Here is a 16,195-nt window from a genome sequence, read left to right on the forward strand (position 1 = left end):
TAAGGTTCCATGGAATTATTTATTTTCTTAGGCTCACTGTTTACTCTCTTGTTTACAGGTATGCCTATTGCCATTGTGCTCTTTATTTGTTGCTTAATCCTATTATGGTTCTTAGATATGGGCGATCTTCCATATCAGCTCTCTTTCCAAGTAGTGAGCGGAACTGATAACTACATTTTAATCACTGTGCCTTTCTTCATCTTAGCTGGTGAAATTATGAAGCATGGTGGTATTTCTAAGCAATTAATTGAATTTGCTCAAGCTATTGTAGGTAGATTTAGAGGTGGTTTAGGCTACGTTACCATCTTAGCTTGTATGCTCTTTGCTGGTCTTTCTGGTGTTGCTATTGCTGACGTATCTGCTTTAGGCGGTATGTTAATCCCTATGATGGTGGCAGCTGGCTATGATAAGTCACGTGCTACTGGTTTAGTATGCTCCTCAGCATTGACCGCTCCTATTATTCCACCATCACTACCTATGATTATTTTAGGTGTTACCGCTGGCCTCTCTATTGGTAAGCTCTTTGTGATGGGTATTGTTCCAGGCATCTTATTAGGTATGTCCATTATGATTGCTTGGTTCATTATGGTACGCCGTGACGGTATTACTGATGTTGTTAAGGTACCAGCTAAGGAAATTTTACCTATCACCATTAAGGCCCTCCCAGCCATCATGTTACCTATCATTATTATTGTAGGTATTCGTATGGGTGCCTTTACTCCAACCGAGGGTGGTGCTGTAGCTTGCGTTTATGCTTTCTTAGTTTCTACTTTAATTAACCGTCAATTAAAGCTCTCTATGATCCCTCAGCTTTGCTACGATGCTATGCGCTCTACTGGCGTGGTTATGTTCATCGTAGGCGGCGCTAGCGCTGTTGGCTGGATGATTACTATGGCTGACGTACCAGCTCAATTAGTTGAGCTCATGTCAGGCTTAGTTGAGCACAAGATCTTATTGTTAATTGTTCTTAATATTCTGTTATTAGCCTTAGGCATGGTAATGGATATTACCCCAATTACCTTAATCTTCACCCCAGTATTATTCCCTCTCGTTGAGGCTGCTGGTATCGACGTTTACTACTTTGCTGTCATCATGATTATTAACTTATGTTTAGGCTTACTAACACCTCCTGTTGGTACCGTGCTTTACATTGGCTGCTCAGTAAGTAACTTAAAGATGGGTCAGATTGTAAGAGGTATTGGTCCATTCTTAATCGCCGAGTTCTTATTCTTAATTGTCTGCTTATTATTCCCAGCTATTATTACCGCTCCAGCTTCATGGTTCGGTTATTAAAAAGCATATATATTTTTAGCACTTAAACTTATAGCCAGCGTGTATATCCTCCATTATTGCGCTGGCTATTTTTTTTAGCTCTCAAGCCCCTAAGCTCCAGTGCGGCCTGCGCTCTGCGCATTGCGTCATGCGCATTGCGTCATGCGCATTGCGCCCTACGCTTAGGTTACCTGCGCTTAGCACCTAGCTCCCTACGCTTTGCGCAAGTCTTAGCCCACGCTTTTAGCTATTGGCAAGCTTGGGCAGGAGCTAATTGGTCGTGATTTGATCTGGTGATGGCAAGAGCTAATTTTAGCTTTGCTTTGGCGCGCTTGTGGTTAAATAGCCCATAAAAACAAGATCTATAATATAATAGCTACGTTTTTTTATACTATATTAAGCTTACCTAGCGGCCATCCAGACATAGAGAAGAAAGTTACTTTTTATTAAATTTTCTTTGTGTCAGGATCATGCAAAGCTCTATTATCTAGACAAGGAAAGGGATCTTTATGTCCGTTGCATGTACGGTTGTGTTACCGAAAATTCGCATTTCTTCTCAAAAATCTATTAGTCCACAAATTTATGATTTTTTAAGAAAACACATTACTGAAACTACTATTGTGCCAGGCACTACTCTTTCAGAAAATGCTCTTTCCGAGCAGTTTAATGTGTCACGTCAACCAGTACGTGAAGCCTTGATGCGCCTTAGCTATGAAGGACTACTCTCAATTTTGCCGCAACGTGGCTCAGTAGTAGAGCGCATTTGTATTAAAGAGCTTGAATATACCTCTTTTATTCGTGGCGCTATTGAAAAGGAATGTGTTGGTAATATCGTAAACTTAGAAGAAAAGGTTATTAATAACCGCTTAGGACAATTAAAAAAGATCTTAGATCAGCAACGTAATATTGCTCATGATGATAACTTGCGTGCTAACTATCTAAATTTAGATGATCGTTTCCACCAATGTCTATGCTCTTTTTCTATGTCAGATATGCCATGGAAAACTATTCAAAGCATTAAAGGCCAAATGGATCGTATTCGCTTTTTATCTTTAGAGGGTGTTTCACCAGTTGATGGCATTACTGATGATCACGAAGAAATTTATAACTACTTAAAAGAGCGTGATATCGAAAACTGCCAAAAGGCAATTACTACTCACCTTCACCAAATTATCAATGTTCATCAAACCATTGTTCAAAAATACAAGGATTGGTTTACTTTTGACTCCTTGCAAGCTATGAGCAAGAGAGCTAGCCAAGAGGACGATAGTCTTTAATTTTCTATAAGTTAGGTAAGCAAAAGGCTCTATGTTGTTAACAACATAGAGCCTTTTTTAGTTTGGAACTAACTAATAAGTAATTAGTCCATACGCTTGAAAATTAAAGAGCCATTGGTGCCACCAAAGCCGAAGCTGTTGGAAATGGCGTACTCAATGTCATGCTTGAGGGCAACGTTTGGAACTAAGTTAAAGTCACCAACTTCCTCAGCAGGATTCTCTAAGTTGATGGTTGGAGGACAAATTTGATCACGTACAGCTAATACAGTGATAATAGCCTCAATAGCGCCTGCTGCACCTAATAAGTGGCCAGTCATAGACTTGGTAGAGCTCATTACAGTGTTCTTAGGAGCATCACCAAAAATAGCCTTAGCAGCACGTAACTCAGAAATATCACCTACGTGAGTTGAGGTACCGTGAGCATTGATGTAACCAATCTGACAAGGCTCAATACCAGCATCTTTAATTGCATTTTGCATAGCACGACGGGCACCATCGCCATCCTCTGGGGTAGCAGTCATGTGGTAAGCATCGCCAGACATACCAAAGCCTACTAACTCAGCGTAGATCTTAGCGCCACGAGCCTTAGCATGCTCATACTCTTCTAATACTAAGACACCAGCACCATCGCCTAATACGAAGCCATCACGGCCCTCATCCCATGGACGGGAGGCCTTCTCTGGCTCATCATTGCGAGTAGAAAGAGCCTTTAGCGCACTAAAGCCACCGATACCCATTGGGGTAGAGGCCTTTTCTGCACCACCAGCTAACATTACATCAGCATCACCTGCTGCAATTAAACGAGCAGATAAACCAATAGCATGAGTACCTGAGGCACAAGCTGTTACAGAGGCTAAGTTAGGGCCCTTTAAGCCTTTAAGAATAGATAAATGACCTGAAACCATGTTGATAATGGTTGAAGGTACGAAGAATGGGCTAATGCCCTTAGTGCCCTTTTGGGCTAAACCATTGATGTTCTGCTCGATAAGACCTAAGCCACCGATACCAGAACCAATCATAACACCACAACGCTCGGCGTTCTCTTCAGTGATTTGTAGCTTTGAATCTTCAAAAGCCATTAATCCAGCAGCAATGCCGTACTGAATGAACGGATCCATCTTGCGCTCGTCTTTGCGAGTAATACCCCAGTCTTCAGGCTTAAAATCCTTAACTAGGCCAGCGATTTTTACGCTAAAGGCGCTGGTGTCGAAATGCTCAATGGTGGAAATGCCGCTCTTACCAGCGAGTAAGGCCTTCCATGAATCTTCTGCGGTATTGCCCACTGGACTTAACATGCCAAGACCGGTCACTACTACCCTGCGCTTTTGCACCGTTAATGCCTCCAAAAAAATAAAAATTGTGCTTAACACTCTTAGACTGATGGATGCTTCTTAAAAGGACACGCCTTTTAGCATGGTATTATCAGTCTCAATCACTAGATCTAATATGATTTGTATTAGATCTCATGTTTAATAAAGATTAACCATCACCACTATCTAATTGTCCTTAACATAGCGGTTTTGGGCGTTAATCTTTAGCAATAAATCAACCAACCAACATTATCACACTTATTAGTGATCTACAAACGACAATTTATAGTCAATCAAAAAATTTTTGCTTAGCTATAAACAAAATAAGCAAGCCAAGGCTTGCTATTTTATAAGGAACTAAAATTGTCCCATGGGAGGTCAAGATTAATACTTTTGCAAATTACCAACGGCTCGGCTTATAAAAGCTCCGCCGCTGGGTTCACACAAGTATAAAACGGCTTACACCGCTACTTGTATTACTCTTGGTGTGACTTGATGTAGTCAATAGCAGCCTGAACAGTATTGATTTGCTCGGCTTCCTCATCAGGGATCTCAGTCTCGAACTCTTCTTCTAAAGCCATTACGAGCTCTACAGTATCTAAAGAGTCAGCGCCAAGGTCATTGACAAAAGATGCACTTGGAACTACATCCTCTGGATTTACACCTAACATGTCAACAATAATCTTCTTTACGCGTTCTTCAATGGTCATATCGCTCATTTCTAACCCGTCAGAGTGCGCTAGCACTTCTGTCCTTTAGTTAAAGTTAACCAACCTTAGTTGGCAAAAAAAATAACGTAGTGGTCCAAGTAAAAAACTTAACACCACCTCAATATTGGACGTATTCCTATTAGCAAAACCTAGGAATCCTACTAGTCCCAATAAAAATATGGGCTTGTGTCGGCGGGGTCTTGCTGCTGAACGCTAATGCTATTCACCAAACAAGCTCTTAGGGCACGTCCTGCCCTGTTTAAGCGCTTATTTTAAGCTATTGTCATCTCAAAGCAACTACTAGAGCAACATCGCCTAAATTACGCAAAGCATCAAACGGTTCTGTTATTGACAACAAGAACAGTTCGAGGCTGATTATATACAATTACTGCCCTTATTGGTAGCCTAGGCAGAGTAAAATAGGCCTAAATTTCTATTAATTTGTTCAGGTTCACAAATTAATAGTATCATTTTTGTAATGTTCATTAGGCCTTATAGAGCAAGCAAAGGCAATACTTACCTAGATAAAAAACTAGACTACCAAAAAACTATTAAACGCAGTACATACCGCCATTAACATCTAAAGTGGTACCAGTGATGTACTTACCACCATCAGATGCTAAGAATACTACAGCATTAGCAATATCCTCAGCTGCACCCATACAACCAAGAGGAACAGCCTTTAATAAGTTCTCCTTGATCTCATCGGATAATACAGCGGTCATATCAGTAGTGATAAAGCCTGGGGCAACACAGTTTACTGTTACATTGCGTGGAGCTAACTCTTTAGCTAAAGACTTAGAGAAGCCAATTAAACCAGCCTTAGCAGCAGCATAATTACATTGGCCAGCATTACCAGTCTCACCAACTACTGAGGTGATATTAATAATGCGACCATTGCGCTTCTTCATCATGCCACGCATTACTAATTGGCAAAGCTTAGATACGGCAGTTAAGTTGCAAGCAATAACTTGATTCCACTCTTCATCTTTCATACGCATAAAAAGATTATCACGAGTGATACCAGCGTTATTTACTAACACATCAACGCTACCACCAGCCTTCTCTTCTACGCTCTTTAAGAAGTCAGCAAAAGTCTCTGGCTCTAAAGAGTTTAAAACTAAGCCATAGCCCTTACCGTTTAAGTAAGCAGTAATATTATCAGCACCACCTTGTGAGGTAGCAGTGCCAATTACAGTAGCATTTAATTGTGCAAAAGCCTGAGCAATAGCCTGACCAATACCACGGCTAGCACCAGTTACTAAAACTACCTTGCCAGAAAAGTCTAAATTCATAATTAAAAAATCCTAAACTAACTTACCACTACAGTGCTAAATTAAGCCTCAAGGCTCTGTAAAACCTTAGCAATATCCTCGTCGCTAGCAATATTGCCAGTAATTAAGGTCTTATCAATCTTGCGATTTAAACCACAAAGAACCTTATTTGGACCAACTTCGATAACAGCCTCAATGCCATTAGCCTTCATATTTTGTACTGTTTCTACCCAACGAACAGAACCAATTAATTGCTTAACTAAGCAATCAATAATAGCAGCAGGCTCAGTTACTGGGGCTGCCAATACGTTGGCATAAACAGGCATGGAAGCTGGAGCAATATTAATATCAGCTAAAGCAGCAGCTAACTTATCAGCAGCGCCTTGCATCATAGGACAATGGGATGGAACACTTACAGGAAGGGCAACACAACGACGGGCACCGTTTTGAGCAAAGTACTCACCAGCACGAGCCACTGCCTCTTTAGCGCCAGAAATAACTACCTGACCTGGAGTATTGAAGTTTGCAGCCCAAACAGCCTCACCCTCTTTACTTACAGCAGCACAGCCATTAACAATGACATCGTCATCAAGGCCTAAAATAGCCATCATGGCACCAACGCCAGCAGGAACAGCCTCTTGCATAGCCTGACCACGTAAACGCACTAAGCGCACAGCATCATAAAAAGAAATAGCATTAGCAGCTACTAAAGCTGAATACTCACCTAAAGAGTGACCAGCACAAGCTACAGGTAAATTGTCACCCAAAGCCTTACCTAAGGCACGGTAAGCAGCAACTGAGGCGGTTAAAATAGCTGGTTGAGTAATTTCAGTCTTATTTAACTCACTCTCTGGGCCTGTTAATACAATCTTCTTTAAGTCATAGCCTAAAGCGTCGTTAGCCTCTTCAAAAGTCTTGGCTACAATATCATTAGCCATAAAAGACTCAAACATGCCAACGGACTGAGAACCTTGACCTGGAAAAACAACTGCAAATGACTTCATAAATTCATTCAGGCAAGCGCATGCTTACCTGACTCCTGTCGATGTTAAAAAATCTATTTTAATCCACCTTCATTAAATCACTATCTTAATAAGAACATATGAGTTCTTGCCTAAAATTGACAGCTTAATCACACAAGATAGGAAAACAAAGGAATATATCAGGATGGATTTAGTATGAATAGTTTAAGGCTGCTTACTCTCCTATAAAAATAAACTTTAAGGAGAGTACAGCCGTTTTTAGATAAGAAAATACTGATAGGTGAATTTTAGTAACGGACTAAAGCAGAGCCCCAAACAAAACCGCCACCAAAAGACTCTAATAAAATGGTCTGACCACGTTGAATACGGCCCTGACGAACGCCCTCATCTAAAGCTAAAGGCACTGAGGCAGCAGAGGTATTACCATGCTTATCTAAAGTCACAATTACTTGAGACATATCAAGCTTAAGCTTGCGTGCAGTAGCGCTAATAATTCTTAAATTAGCCTGATGAGGAACTAAAAAGTCAAGCTCATCCTCGCTAATATTAGCCAGATCAAGGGTATCTTTTACCAAGTTAGCTAACATAGTAACAGCATGCTTAAACACCTCATTACCCTTCATAAAGAGATAAGCATCATCGTTAACGCTAGTGCCTCTCTTTGGATAAGGAAGACGTAATAAGTCGCCACAAGTAGGATCAGAGGATAACTTAACAGCTAAAGTGCCTTGCTCCTCAGATGCGCCTAATACAATGGCACCTGCACCATCACCAAATAAAATGATGGTAGAACGATCTTGTGGATCACAAGCACGAGATAAAGTATCAGAGCCAATTACTAAAACATTCTTGGCCTGACCTGTGATAATCATATTGTGAGCTACGCTATAGGCATAGCTAAAACCAGCACAAGCAGCTGCTACGTCAAAAGCAATAGCACCCTGAATGCCTAGTCCCAAAGCAACTTCACAAGCGGTAGAAGGGAAAGCATTTTGAGATGAAGTAGTAGCACACACAATAGCATCAATGGCACTAGCCTCTAAGGATGCAGCTTGCAATGCTTTTTTGGCCGCCTCAATACCCATAAAGGCAGCAGTCTCTTGAGCAGAGGCTACACGTCTTTCATGAATGCCAGTACGCTCAACAATCCATGTATCGGAGGTTTCAACCATCTGCTCTAAATCGGCGTTAGTTCTAACTTGGACAGGTAAATAACCGCCAGTACCTAAAATTCTGCTATACAAATGCTTCACCACTCTCTGCTGGGGAAAAGAAAGTTTAAAAGTCTAAATCGCACATTTTGCCATTAAACTTACAATTATGGTAGGCCATAACGAAAAATTATCATAGCACTGAGCATTAAACTACGGGCTCAAATTACACATAGTACAATAGAGCCCTTAACAAAACTTAACAATACACCAATGAAATTATTTAATCATTAGCAGCTCTTCTTGAACTTTATCAGCCAAAGACGCATGAGCTGCTCGGGCTGCCTCTACTACAGCTACAGCTAAAGCCTCTTTGCCTGCGCTGGCATGTGATTTAATCACTAAGCCATTTACTCCTAAAAGCACTGAGCCATTATATTGCCATGGCAATAACCATTCAGGACGAGCCATCTTACCAAAGAATTTCTTTAAGCCCGTTGCGTTGGCATATAAATCAGCTACGCCCTCGGCTGCTTTTAAGGCTACATTTCCTGTAAAACCATCGGTAATAATGACATCAGCATCGTCACAGAAAATTCTATTAGCCTCAATAAATCCCGTAAAATGTAGATTTCTATCTTGCTCTAGGTATTGTTTGGCCAGCTTTACCATAGTCGAGCCTTTACCCATTTCGGTGCCAACATTTAATAGAGCAATACGAGGAGCATCAAGTTCCAGCGATATTTTAGCAAAAGCACTACCTAAACATGCAAAATCAAACAGATCTTGAGCCTGACAATTAGCATTAGCGCCTAAATCCATCATTAAGGCAAAACGATTAGAGCCAATAGGAATTCTAGCAGCAAAACAAGGTCTTACTTGTCCTAAACGTGATACCATACCATGGCGATTTTTAAACTTAATTCTAGTGTCGCTTAGTTTTTGAAGCCCTAAAATATGGCGAGCAAGAGCAACTAAAGGACCAGAGCCGCCACTTGATATCATAGAGTCGGCCTCTTTGTTTTTTACACACTCGATGGCTTTTACCATAGCTGAATTACTATAGTTCTTAATAACCGAGCGTGGCTCCTCATCTTGAGGAATAACCTGTTGAGCTAAGCGAAATTCATAAAAAGAAGGGTCTACCTGAGCTTTTTGTAAATCATTTTTCAGCTGAGTAGAGCCAAAAATAATTAAATATAAGCCAGGATACATAGCTTTAGCAAAGCGCACTGCATCTACTACAGGGCGAGTATCCTTGTTATCGCCACCTGTGCCATCTAAAGCTACCACTGTACGCTCAGCAGAGCTACTCTCTTGTTGAATTGCCATAAAAAACCACAAAGCTCTAATGTAAGAGAGCTATACATCTGACATATTACAGAGCAAAAAATACTCTTTTGTGTCATGCCAGACACATCTCTAGTCTCAATAAAAAAAACCGACTTAGTTAGGCTAAGTTATCTTAAACAACAGCATCACTAAGCTTTAAAACCAATAGAAACAAGTTTTAGCAGCCCTAAACTGACATATCTAGACAAAGATAGTCAGAGCGCAACTATGGGTAAATTACAAATACAAACCTAGGTGATTATAATCCACGCTCTTTTGTCCTATAAATAATAAGCTTAACAAAAGTTGCTCTTACTTTGTGTGCCAAGGCTCAATTTCTTAAGTACGCATGCAAAATATACTCAGAAAAACAGAGCACTAAAACTTTATTTGTCAAAAGGATGGATCAAGATAAGAGAGGATAAGAAAGGCTTATAAAGAAATGATATTGCGCTAGTTTAGGAGCTTAATCAAGTTTAATTAAAACTTAATTAAACCCCTAAAATGACAAACGGGGCCCATGATGCCCCGCTGTTGCAGTTCTAAAGTGACTGCTATGCTTTAGCGCTAAAGCATGCCTAAAATAGGCTTACTTGAAGATAACCTTCTTACCACGGTAATAACCGCTCTCGGTTACGTGGTGACGAATGTGGGTCTCTTGAGTCTGAGCATCAACAGATAATTGACGAGCAGATAAAGCATCATGAGTACGACGCTTGTCACGACGTGAACGGGACTGGTGGTTCTGTGGAACGGCCATTATAGTCTCCTAAATACTATAAAGAGCTATAAAAACTGCTTTTAAACAATTTAAAAGGAGTTTCTATGCATGTTTTTTTGATCAAAAATTTAAAATCTCGTGAACAATAGGCTTTCCCAAGCCATGATCACGGACGCAGTATTATAGTGATAAAAAGCTAATTTTTCAATAATAATTTGATCATTATCTTATTTTGCTAAATTAACTACTGCTTATTTGCTAAGGACTCTTTTAATGAGGCCAGAGCAGCAAATGGATTGGTAGTGGCTTCTTTATCAAGTTCACCATACTCCCATTGATCGCCATGACGTGTGCATGCCTCATCATCTTCGTCATGTTTAGGTACGGTTGGGATCTCTAAAATTAGTCCATCTTCAATTAAATCATAGAGATTGACCATACCATTTTCTAGATCAATAAAGTCATATTTTTGCTCAATATTGCAAGCCTTTGCCTTTTCATAATCAGGAGTGAAGTTAAACTTTGAGATCACATGCTCAACATATTGCTCACCACAACGTTGGCAAATTAATACTAAGTCGGCCTCACATGTACCTTTAACAATACGCAAACCATTAGCATCTTGAGCAAAATTTACTGTTGCTAAGACATCACCATTAATAGCAACACAGCTTTCTTGTAAACGGGAAAGTTTATCTAAATCAAGACGAGCACCATTAAAAGACGAATTTAAAGCGATACACTTATCGATATCGACTTCACATGGTAATAAAACCTTAGTATTGGTCATAACAAATCTCAGGTGCCTCCTTACTTAAAGGCGCACCATGCTCCTTTCTTAGCTCGGTTAAAAAAACTTCTTATTATAGGCTTTTAATCGGCACTAAGGGCTTTGACGAAAGCTTAGTAAAATTAAAATAGGCTCTGCTGTGTACTCACATAAGCACACAGCAGAGCCTTATAAAGCCTCAATATTAATTATCTCATAAACTTAAAATATTGTCTTTAAATAAAGGAATTTTAGGCATCGCTCTTATCTTATTAATCCAACGCTTGCACTAATATTATAGGCAAACGATAATGTCTATAATGGTTTAGACGGCTTGTGCCGTGATTGGTCAAGGATTTTTTTTATGAAAAAGAATAAATTTGCCAGTGCTATTAAGTCACTGCTAGCTGCCAGCACCCTATGTGTAGGTTTATTATCTTGCACACAAGCTGCTCAAGCCTATGAAATTAAGACTGTTTTCAAGAGTGATCATTATGCTATTAACCAGGTAGTACTAGAAGAAGGAGAAACCTTAGACGGCCCTACTCAATCTGGTATTACTGGAGAAATTCAAACTCAAAATCGTCTTAACAAGCTTTATCAATCTACTACCGTAGTATTCCCTGCTGGTTCTCCTGGTATGACAGGCAAAATTAATACCCCTATCTTAGGTGTACTTACTATTGCTAACTACAATACTGGTAAGGATCGTATTTTCTTTAATAAGAAAGCTCACTTTTCAAGTGAAGGCGGTCTTTATATTTCCTACCAGCAATTACAAGATATGCTCAATCAAAAGAGCCTCAATGACCTCATTGGCGAGTTTAAAAAACTACCTATTGTCTTTACCAATATTCCTGTAAGCGCCACTGGCTTTGACCCAACTACTAACTCTTTCTTTGTAACCAGCGTTTCAGATGGTGCCATCATTGATATGCGTATTGATGATAGTGTGTTCTACAGCAAGCAAGATATTCGCTCTATCAGAAAAGGCTGTACCATTTCCATGCTCTCCTTTATTGACCGCATGATTGAGAATATCCCATACTTCATCTCAGGCCGTGCTGCCCTCAACTCCATGGACTGCTCCAAGGCCCCAGCTCCAGCCCCTGCCGCTAGCAAGCCTACCCAGGGCTAAAGGCAACAAAGCTGAAAGCTGGAAGCTGCCACGAACAGCCTCAATAGGCTAACCATAAAAAACCTTTGTCCCAAAACGCAAGACAAAGGTTTTTTTATGCCACATTCATTCTTCTAAACATCTCCCTTCTTTGCTAGCAGCTTAGCAGCCTTTAAAAAGTAAAAAGGCGAACTTACGCCCGCCCCTAAACATAAAGTGAGCGATAATGATGGTGTTTTTACTAATATCGATTATTATCGATTCCTGCAATTTTTTTTTGACAAAATTCGACATGTACAATTTGTTTAGCGATAGCAAAAGTATGTATCTATAGAGATTGAAAAAATTTTTCTACAGTGGCTCCAATATTGACGTTAAGACCCTAGTGATAATTAATTTATACATACTAGATGTCTAGTATACAAGTAATGCTAAAAACCGCGATTAATCTAGTTTTGTGATATCGCTAACGTTTTGAAAATTAGCTAATTAACAGATAACTATAAATGGTTTTAAAATGCATATATTGCAAAATGATTTTTCCATTCATATTGCTAATATTCTTGTATGGAAGTGCCCTTAAAATTAGATATTTTCTTATAAAAGGTCACACTCTACTATTTGGTAGTGTGCATACAACTGTGGTTAGGTATTGTTATTCTAAGAATATCAATAAGTTGTTTTGAAATAATGGAGGAAACATCCTTTTGCTAAGCGTGACTCAACTAAAATCAAGTGCTATTTAGTTAGTCAGGCTGTGTAAGCCTGCTTATCAGAGGATGTAGTTTAAGTATGAAGAAGATCATTGGTTCTGCTCTTGCAATTGCTGTTGCTTCTCTTTTAATGACTGGCTGTGGTGGCGAGTCCAAGCAAGTAATCCGTCTTTCTCACTCTCAGATTGAGACCCATCCAGACCACTTAGGTGCTTTAGCATTTAAGCAAGTTGTTGAGAGCAAGTTAGGCGATAAGTTTGAGGTTCAAATTTTCCCTAATGCAACTTTAGGCGCTAACGAAAAGGTTCTAGAGTTAATTAAGCAAGGCTCTGTTCAGTACTTAGTAGTATCCACAGCTAACATTGAGTCTTTCGACAAGTTATACGCTATTTTCTCCATCCCATATTTATTCACCTCCGAATCTGCTTTCGAGAAGTTCATTACTGATCCAGCTATCTTAGAGCAATTAAGTGTTAACAGCGCTAAGACTGGTTTCGAGCCTGTTGCCGCCTTTACTGCTGGTACTCGTAACTTCTACTCTAAGACCCCAATTAAGAGCGTAGCTGACTTAAAAGGTAAGAAGTTCCGTGTACAAGCTGGCCCTGTAAACGTAGCTATGATGCAAGCTTTCGGCGCTGCTGCTACCCCAATGAGCTTCGGTGAAGTTTACTCCGCTTTACAACAATCAGTTATCGATGGCGCTGAGAACAATGAGCTTGCTTTAACTGACCAGAAGCACGGTGAAATTACCAAGTTCTTCTCTTACGATATGCACCAGATGTGCCCTGACATGTTAGTAGCCTCTAATGCATTCTTAACCAAGTTAAGTGCAGACGAGCGCAAGGTCTTTGACGAGGCCGCTCAGGCTGCTCAAAAGGCTGAGTTTGCTGCATGGCACGACTCTATTGCTAAGGCCAAGGCTAAGGCTCAAGAGATGGGCGTTCAATTCATTGAGGTTGATGTTAACGAGTTCCGTAACAAAGTCTTACCTTTACACGAGCAGATCTTAGGCGAAACTCCAGACCTCAAGAAGTTATATGACGAGGCATCTGCTGCTAACGCTGCTGCTGCCAAGTAGTATTTTTAAGCTTTAAGCTTAATAAGCTAGCTTCTTAATAGGTTTTAGCCGAGCTTGGAAAGCTAGCATTCGGTAGCCAAATATTAATCATCTTATTTGGCTACCTTAAAAGTAGACTTGCAACAATTAAATAGTAACAACTAATAGCAATCGGCCCCTGCCTAATCTTATTTTCTGATTTTTCTAATTCTGATTTTAACTATAGGTTACGAATTTTCGTAGGCCTAACTTTAGTGCAGCTCAAAATTAGCAAAATCAAAAAAAATTATTAACTTCTAGGGCTTATTTATCAGTTTTTACTAATTATTGGTGTTGTGTTGTTTAAGTTTGAGTGTTTGAAGTTTTACTATCTTTATGGAGCTTATTAATTACTATGGCAATTAGTCTTTAATATGAAAGATAGTAAGGTCAGTATGTGCTCACTAAGAGGAGATCTCTTATGCAGGCTCTGCGCAAAGTACTCGATAAGTCCATTATGTCATTCTGCGTCTTCTTATTTATGATGATGACTGTCATTGGCTCTTATCAGATTATTACCCGTTATTTCTTTAACTCTCCATCTACCATTTCTGAAGAGTTAATCACCTATAGCTTTACTTGGCTATCTATTTTGTCAGCCTCTTACGTATTTGGTCAGCGTGGCCACCTCTGTATGGCTTTCGTATATAGCAAGTTTACAGGTGCTAAGCGTGTCTATTTAGACATGTTCTCCGAGATATTGGTAATTATCACTGCTGTTCTCTTATTAATCTACGGTGGTTATGTAATGGCAGCACAAAACATGTCTCAGCTTACTGCCTCTTTAGGTGTAAACATGGGTCTTATGTATGCTGTATTGCCTTTATCTGGCGTGATTATCCTTGTTTACGGCATTTTAAATTTTGCAGACATGGTTAAGAAGCTCAAAGATCCAGATCTTGCCTCTTATGGCGTTGAGACTGAAGAGCAGTAATAGGAGAGCATCACTATGACAATTACCGTTGGCCTAACTATGGCATTAGTCTTGGTTGCCCTATTAGTCTTGGGCGTACCAATTTGTATTTCCATTGCCATTTCCTCTGTATGTGCAGGTGCTGCAGCTCTTGATTTTAATATGATGTTGCAAACTGGCGCTCAAAGAACATTCTCTGGTATTTCCGTATTCACCTTAATTGCAATTCCATTCTTCATCCTTGCAGGTAATATTATGAACCGAGGAGGAATTGCTATACGTCTAATGAACTTTGCACGTTTATTAGTAGGTAAGGTTCCTGGCTCCTTTGCTCATACCAACACCATGGCTAATATGATGTTCGGTGCTATCTCTGGTTCTGGTGTAGCTGCTGCCTCTGCTATGGGTACCATTATTGGCCCTATCGCTGAAAAGGAAGGCTATTCTAAGAATTACATGGCCGTTATCAATATTGCCTCAGCACCAACTGGTCTTTTAATTCCACCTTCAAACGTTTTAATTACCTACTCCTTAGTATCTGGCGGTACTTCCGTAGCTGCATTGTTCTTAGCTGGCTACGTTCCAGGTATCTTATGGGGCTTAGGCTGTATGATTGTTGGCTTTATTGCTGCCAAGCGTTTAGGTTACAAGGGCGATAGCCAGAAGATTACCTTAGCTTTAGCTACTAAGATTACTATCGAAGCTTTACCATCCTTACTCTTAATTGCTATCGTAATCGGTGGTATTGTTGCTGGTGCATTCACTGCAACTGAGGGTGCTGTAGTAGCTGTAGTTTACTCTTTAATTCTTTCTGTACTCTACAGATCTATTACTTGGGCTGATTTAAAGAAGATCTATGCTGATTCAGCTGCCATGACTGGCATTATCGTGCTCTTGATTGGTGTATCTTCTATCATGTCTTGGGTTATTTCTTTCGTAAATATCCCAGCAGCAGTAGGCGAGCTTTTAAATGGTATTTCTTCCAATAAGATTGTTATCTTACTTATTATTAACATTTTCTTATTGTTTGTTGGTACCTTCCTTGATACTACCCCAGCAATCTTAATTTTCACCCCTATCTTCTTACCTATTGCTATGCAGTGTGGTTTATCCCCTGTAGAGTTCGGTATCGTGATTGTTTACAACTTATGTATCGGTACCATTACCCCTCCAGTAGGTAACATTCTCTTCGTAGGTGTTAAGGTTGCTAAGACCACTATTGAGAAGGTAATTAAGCCATTACTACCTTACTACTTTGTAATTATCGCTGTACTTTTAATTTGTACTTACTTCCCAACTGTTTCAAGCTTTATTCCAGAGCTTGCAGGTTATGAGGCAACTTTAAAGTAGTACCCTTTTAACTATCCCTAACGGCCAGTCACAAGTTAACAAAAGCCAGTGACTGGCTCTTAAACATAGAGCACTAAAATTAACCTTAGTGCTAAACAAAAAACCTTTCCAATACTTACTAAGAAAAGCAAACTAGTTGACAAAATCTGTGTGTGTCTGAGTTTGCCAAGGTCATAACAAGTTATTTTTAACGACTAAGAGCCTTAA

14 protein-coding genes are annotated in these 16,195 nt (G+C 39.8%); 6 read left to right on the top strand and 8 right to left on the bottom strand.

Going from position 1 to position 16,195, the window contains the following annotated elements:
* Positions 1 to 9: 9 nt before the first annotated feature.
* Both MXE38_RS02660 and MXE38_RS02665 read left to right on the top strand, forming a co-directional pair.
* Entirely contained in the window at positions 10 to 1,293 is a 1,284-nt protein-coding gene (locus MXE38_RS02660; RefSeq protein WP_246910953.1) for a TRAP transporter large permease, read from the top strand.
* 509 nt (positions 1,294 to 1,802) lie between these two features.
* The gene (locus MXE38_RS02665) at positions 1,803 to 2,549 is read left to right on the top strand and encodes a GntR family transcriptional regulator (RefSeq protein ID WP_246910958.1); all 747 of its coding nucleotides are present in this window, start codon (positions 1,803 to 1,805) and stop codon (positions 2,547 to 2,549) included.
* Between the two features lie 83 nt (positions 2,550 to 2,632).
* On the opposite strand, the gene fabF is transcribed toward MXE38_RS02665, so the two are convergent.
* The 8 genes from fabF to MXE38_RS02705 form a co-directional block, all read right to left on the bottom strand.
* The gene (fabF, locus tag MXE38_RS02670) at positions 2,633 to 3,880 is read right to left on the bottom strand and encodes a beta-ketoacyl-ACP synthase II (protein ID WP_246910961.1); all 1,248 of its coding nucleotides are present in this window, start codon (positions 3,878 to 3,880) and stop codon (positions 2,633 to 2,635) included.
* Between the two features lie 455 nt (positions 3,881 to 4,335).
* On the bottom strand, positions 4,336 to 4,578 hold the full coding sequence (gene acpP / locus MXE38_RS02675) for an acyl carrier protein (protein WP_246910969.1): 243 nt from the start codon (positions 4,576 to 4,578) through the stop codon (positions 4,336 to 4,338).
* Between the two features lie 542 nt (positions 4,579 to 5,120).
* Positions 5,121 to 5,864 (bottom strand): 3-oxoacyl-ACP reductase FabG, encoded by a 744-nt coding sequence (gene fabG / locus MXE38_RS02680; protein WP_246910973.1) that lies wholly within the window; start codon positions 5,862 to 5,864, stop codon positions 5,121 to 5,123.
* A 41-nt stretch (positions 5,865 to 5,905) separates the two neighbouring features.
* On the bottom strand, positions 5,906 to 6,847 hold the full coding sequence (gene fabD, locus MXE38_RS02685; RefSeq protein WP_246910982.1) for an ACP S-malonyltransferase: 942 nt from the start codon (positions 6,845 to 6,847) through the stop codon (positions 5,906 to 5,908).
* Positions 6,848 to 7,113: 266 nt separating this feature from the next.
* Complete coding sequence (locus MXE38_RS02690; protein WP_246910986.1) at positions 7,114 to 8,070, bottom strand: beta-ketoacyl-ACP synthase III; 957 nt, start codon at positions 8,068 to 8,070, stop codon at positions 7,114 to 7,116.
* Between the two features lie 186 nt (positions 8,071 to 8,256).
* A complete protein-coding gene (locus MXE38_RS02695) occupies positions 8,257 to 9,309 on the bottom strand; it encodes a hypothetical protein (protein WP_246910989.1) in 1,053 nt (350 codons plus the stop codon).
* A gap of 589 nt (positions 9,310 to 9,898) precedes the next feature.
* On the bottom strand, positions 9,899 to 10,069 hold the full coding sequence (gene rpmF, locus MXE38_RS02700; protein ID WP_246910993.1) for a 50S ribosomal protein L32: 171 nt from the start codon (positions 10,067 to 10,069) through the stop codon (positions 9,899 to 9,901).
* A 205-nt stretch (positions 10,070 to 10,274) separates the two neighbouring features.
* Positions 10,275 to 10,820, bottom strand: a complete 546-nt coding sequence (locus MXE38_RS02705) for a YceD family protein (protein WP_246911016.1) — start codon at positions 10,818 to 10,820, stop codon at positions 10,275 to 10,277.
* A gap of 343 nt (positions 10,821 to 11,163) precedes the next feature.
* Between MXE38_RS02705 and MXE38_RS02710 the strand changes: the two genes are divergently transcribed.
* The 4 genes from MXE38_RS02710 (at position 11,164) to MXE38_RS02725 (ending at position 15,988) form a co-directional block, all read left to right on the top strand.
* Positions 11,164 to 11,937, top strand: coding sequence for a hypothetical protein (locus tag MXE38_RS02710; RefSeq protein ID WP_246911018.1), 774 nt, complete (start codon positions 11,164 to 11,166; stop codon positions 11,935 to 11,937).
* Positions 11,938 to 12,708: 771 nt separating this feature from the next.
* Positions 12,709 to 13,707, top strand: a complete 999-nt coding sequence (locus MXE38_RS02715; protein WP_246911027.1) for a TRAP transporter substrate-binding protein — start codon at positions 12,709 to 12,711, stop codon at positions 13,705 to 13,707.
* Positions 13,708 to 14,146: 439 nt separating this feature from the next.
* Positions 14,147 to 14,659: a TRAP transporter small permease gene (locus MXE38_RS02720; RefSeq protein ID WP_246911036.1), complete on the top strand. Its 513-nt coding sequence runs from the start codon at positions 14,147 to 14,149 to the stop codon at positions 14,657 to 14,659.
* A gap of 15 nt (positions 14,660 to 14,674) precedes the next feature.
* Positions 14,675 to 15,988: a TRAP transporter large permease gene (locus tag MXE38_RS02725; protein ID WP_246911044.1), complete on the top strand. Its 1,314-nt coding sequence runs from the start codon at positions 14,675 to 14,677 to the stop codon at positions 15,986 to 15,988.
* Positions 15,989 to 16,195: the final 207 nt, after the last annotated feature.

Source organism: Anaerobiospirillum sp. NML120448 (genome assembly GCF_023050945.1).
Taxonomy (GTDB): Bacteria; Pseudomonadota; Gammaproteobacteria; order Enterobacterales; family Succinivibrionaceae; genus Anaerobiospirillum.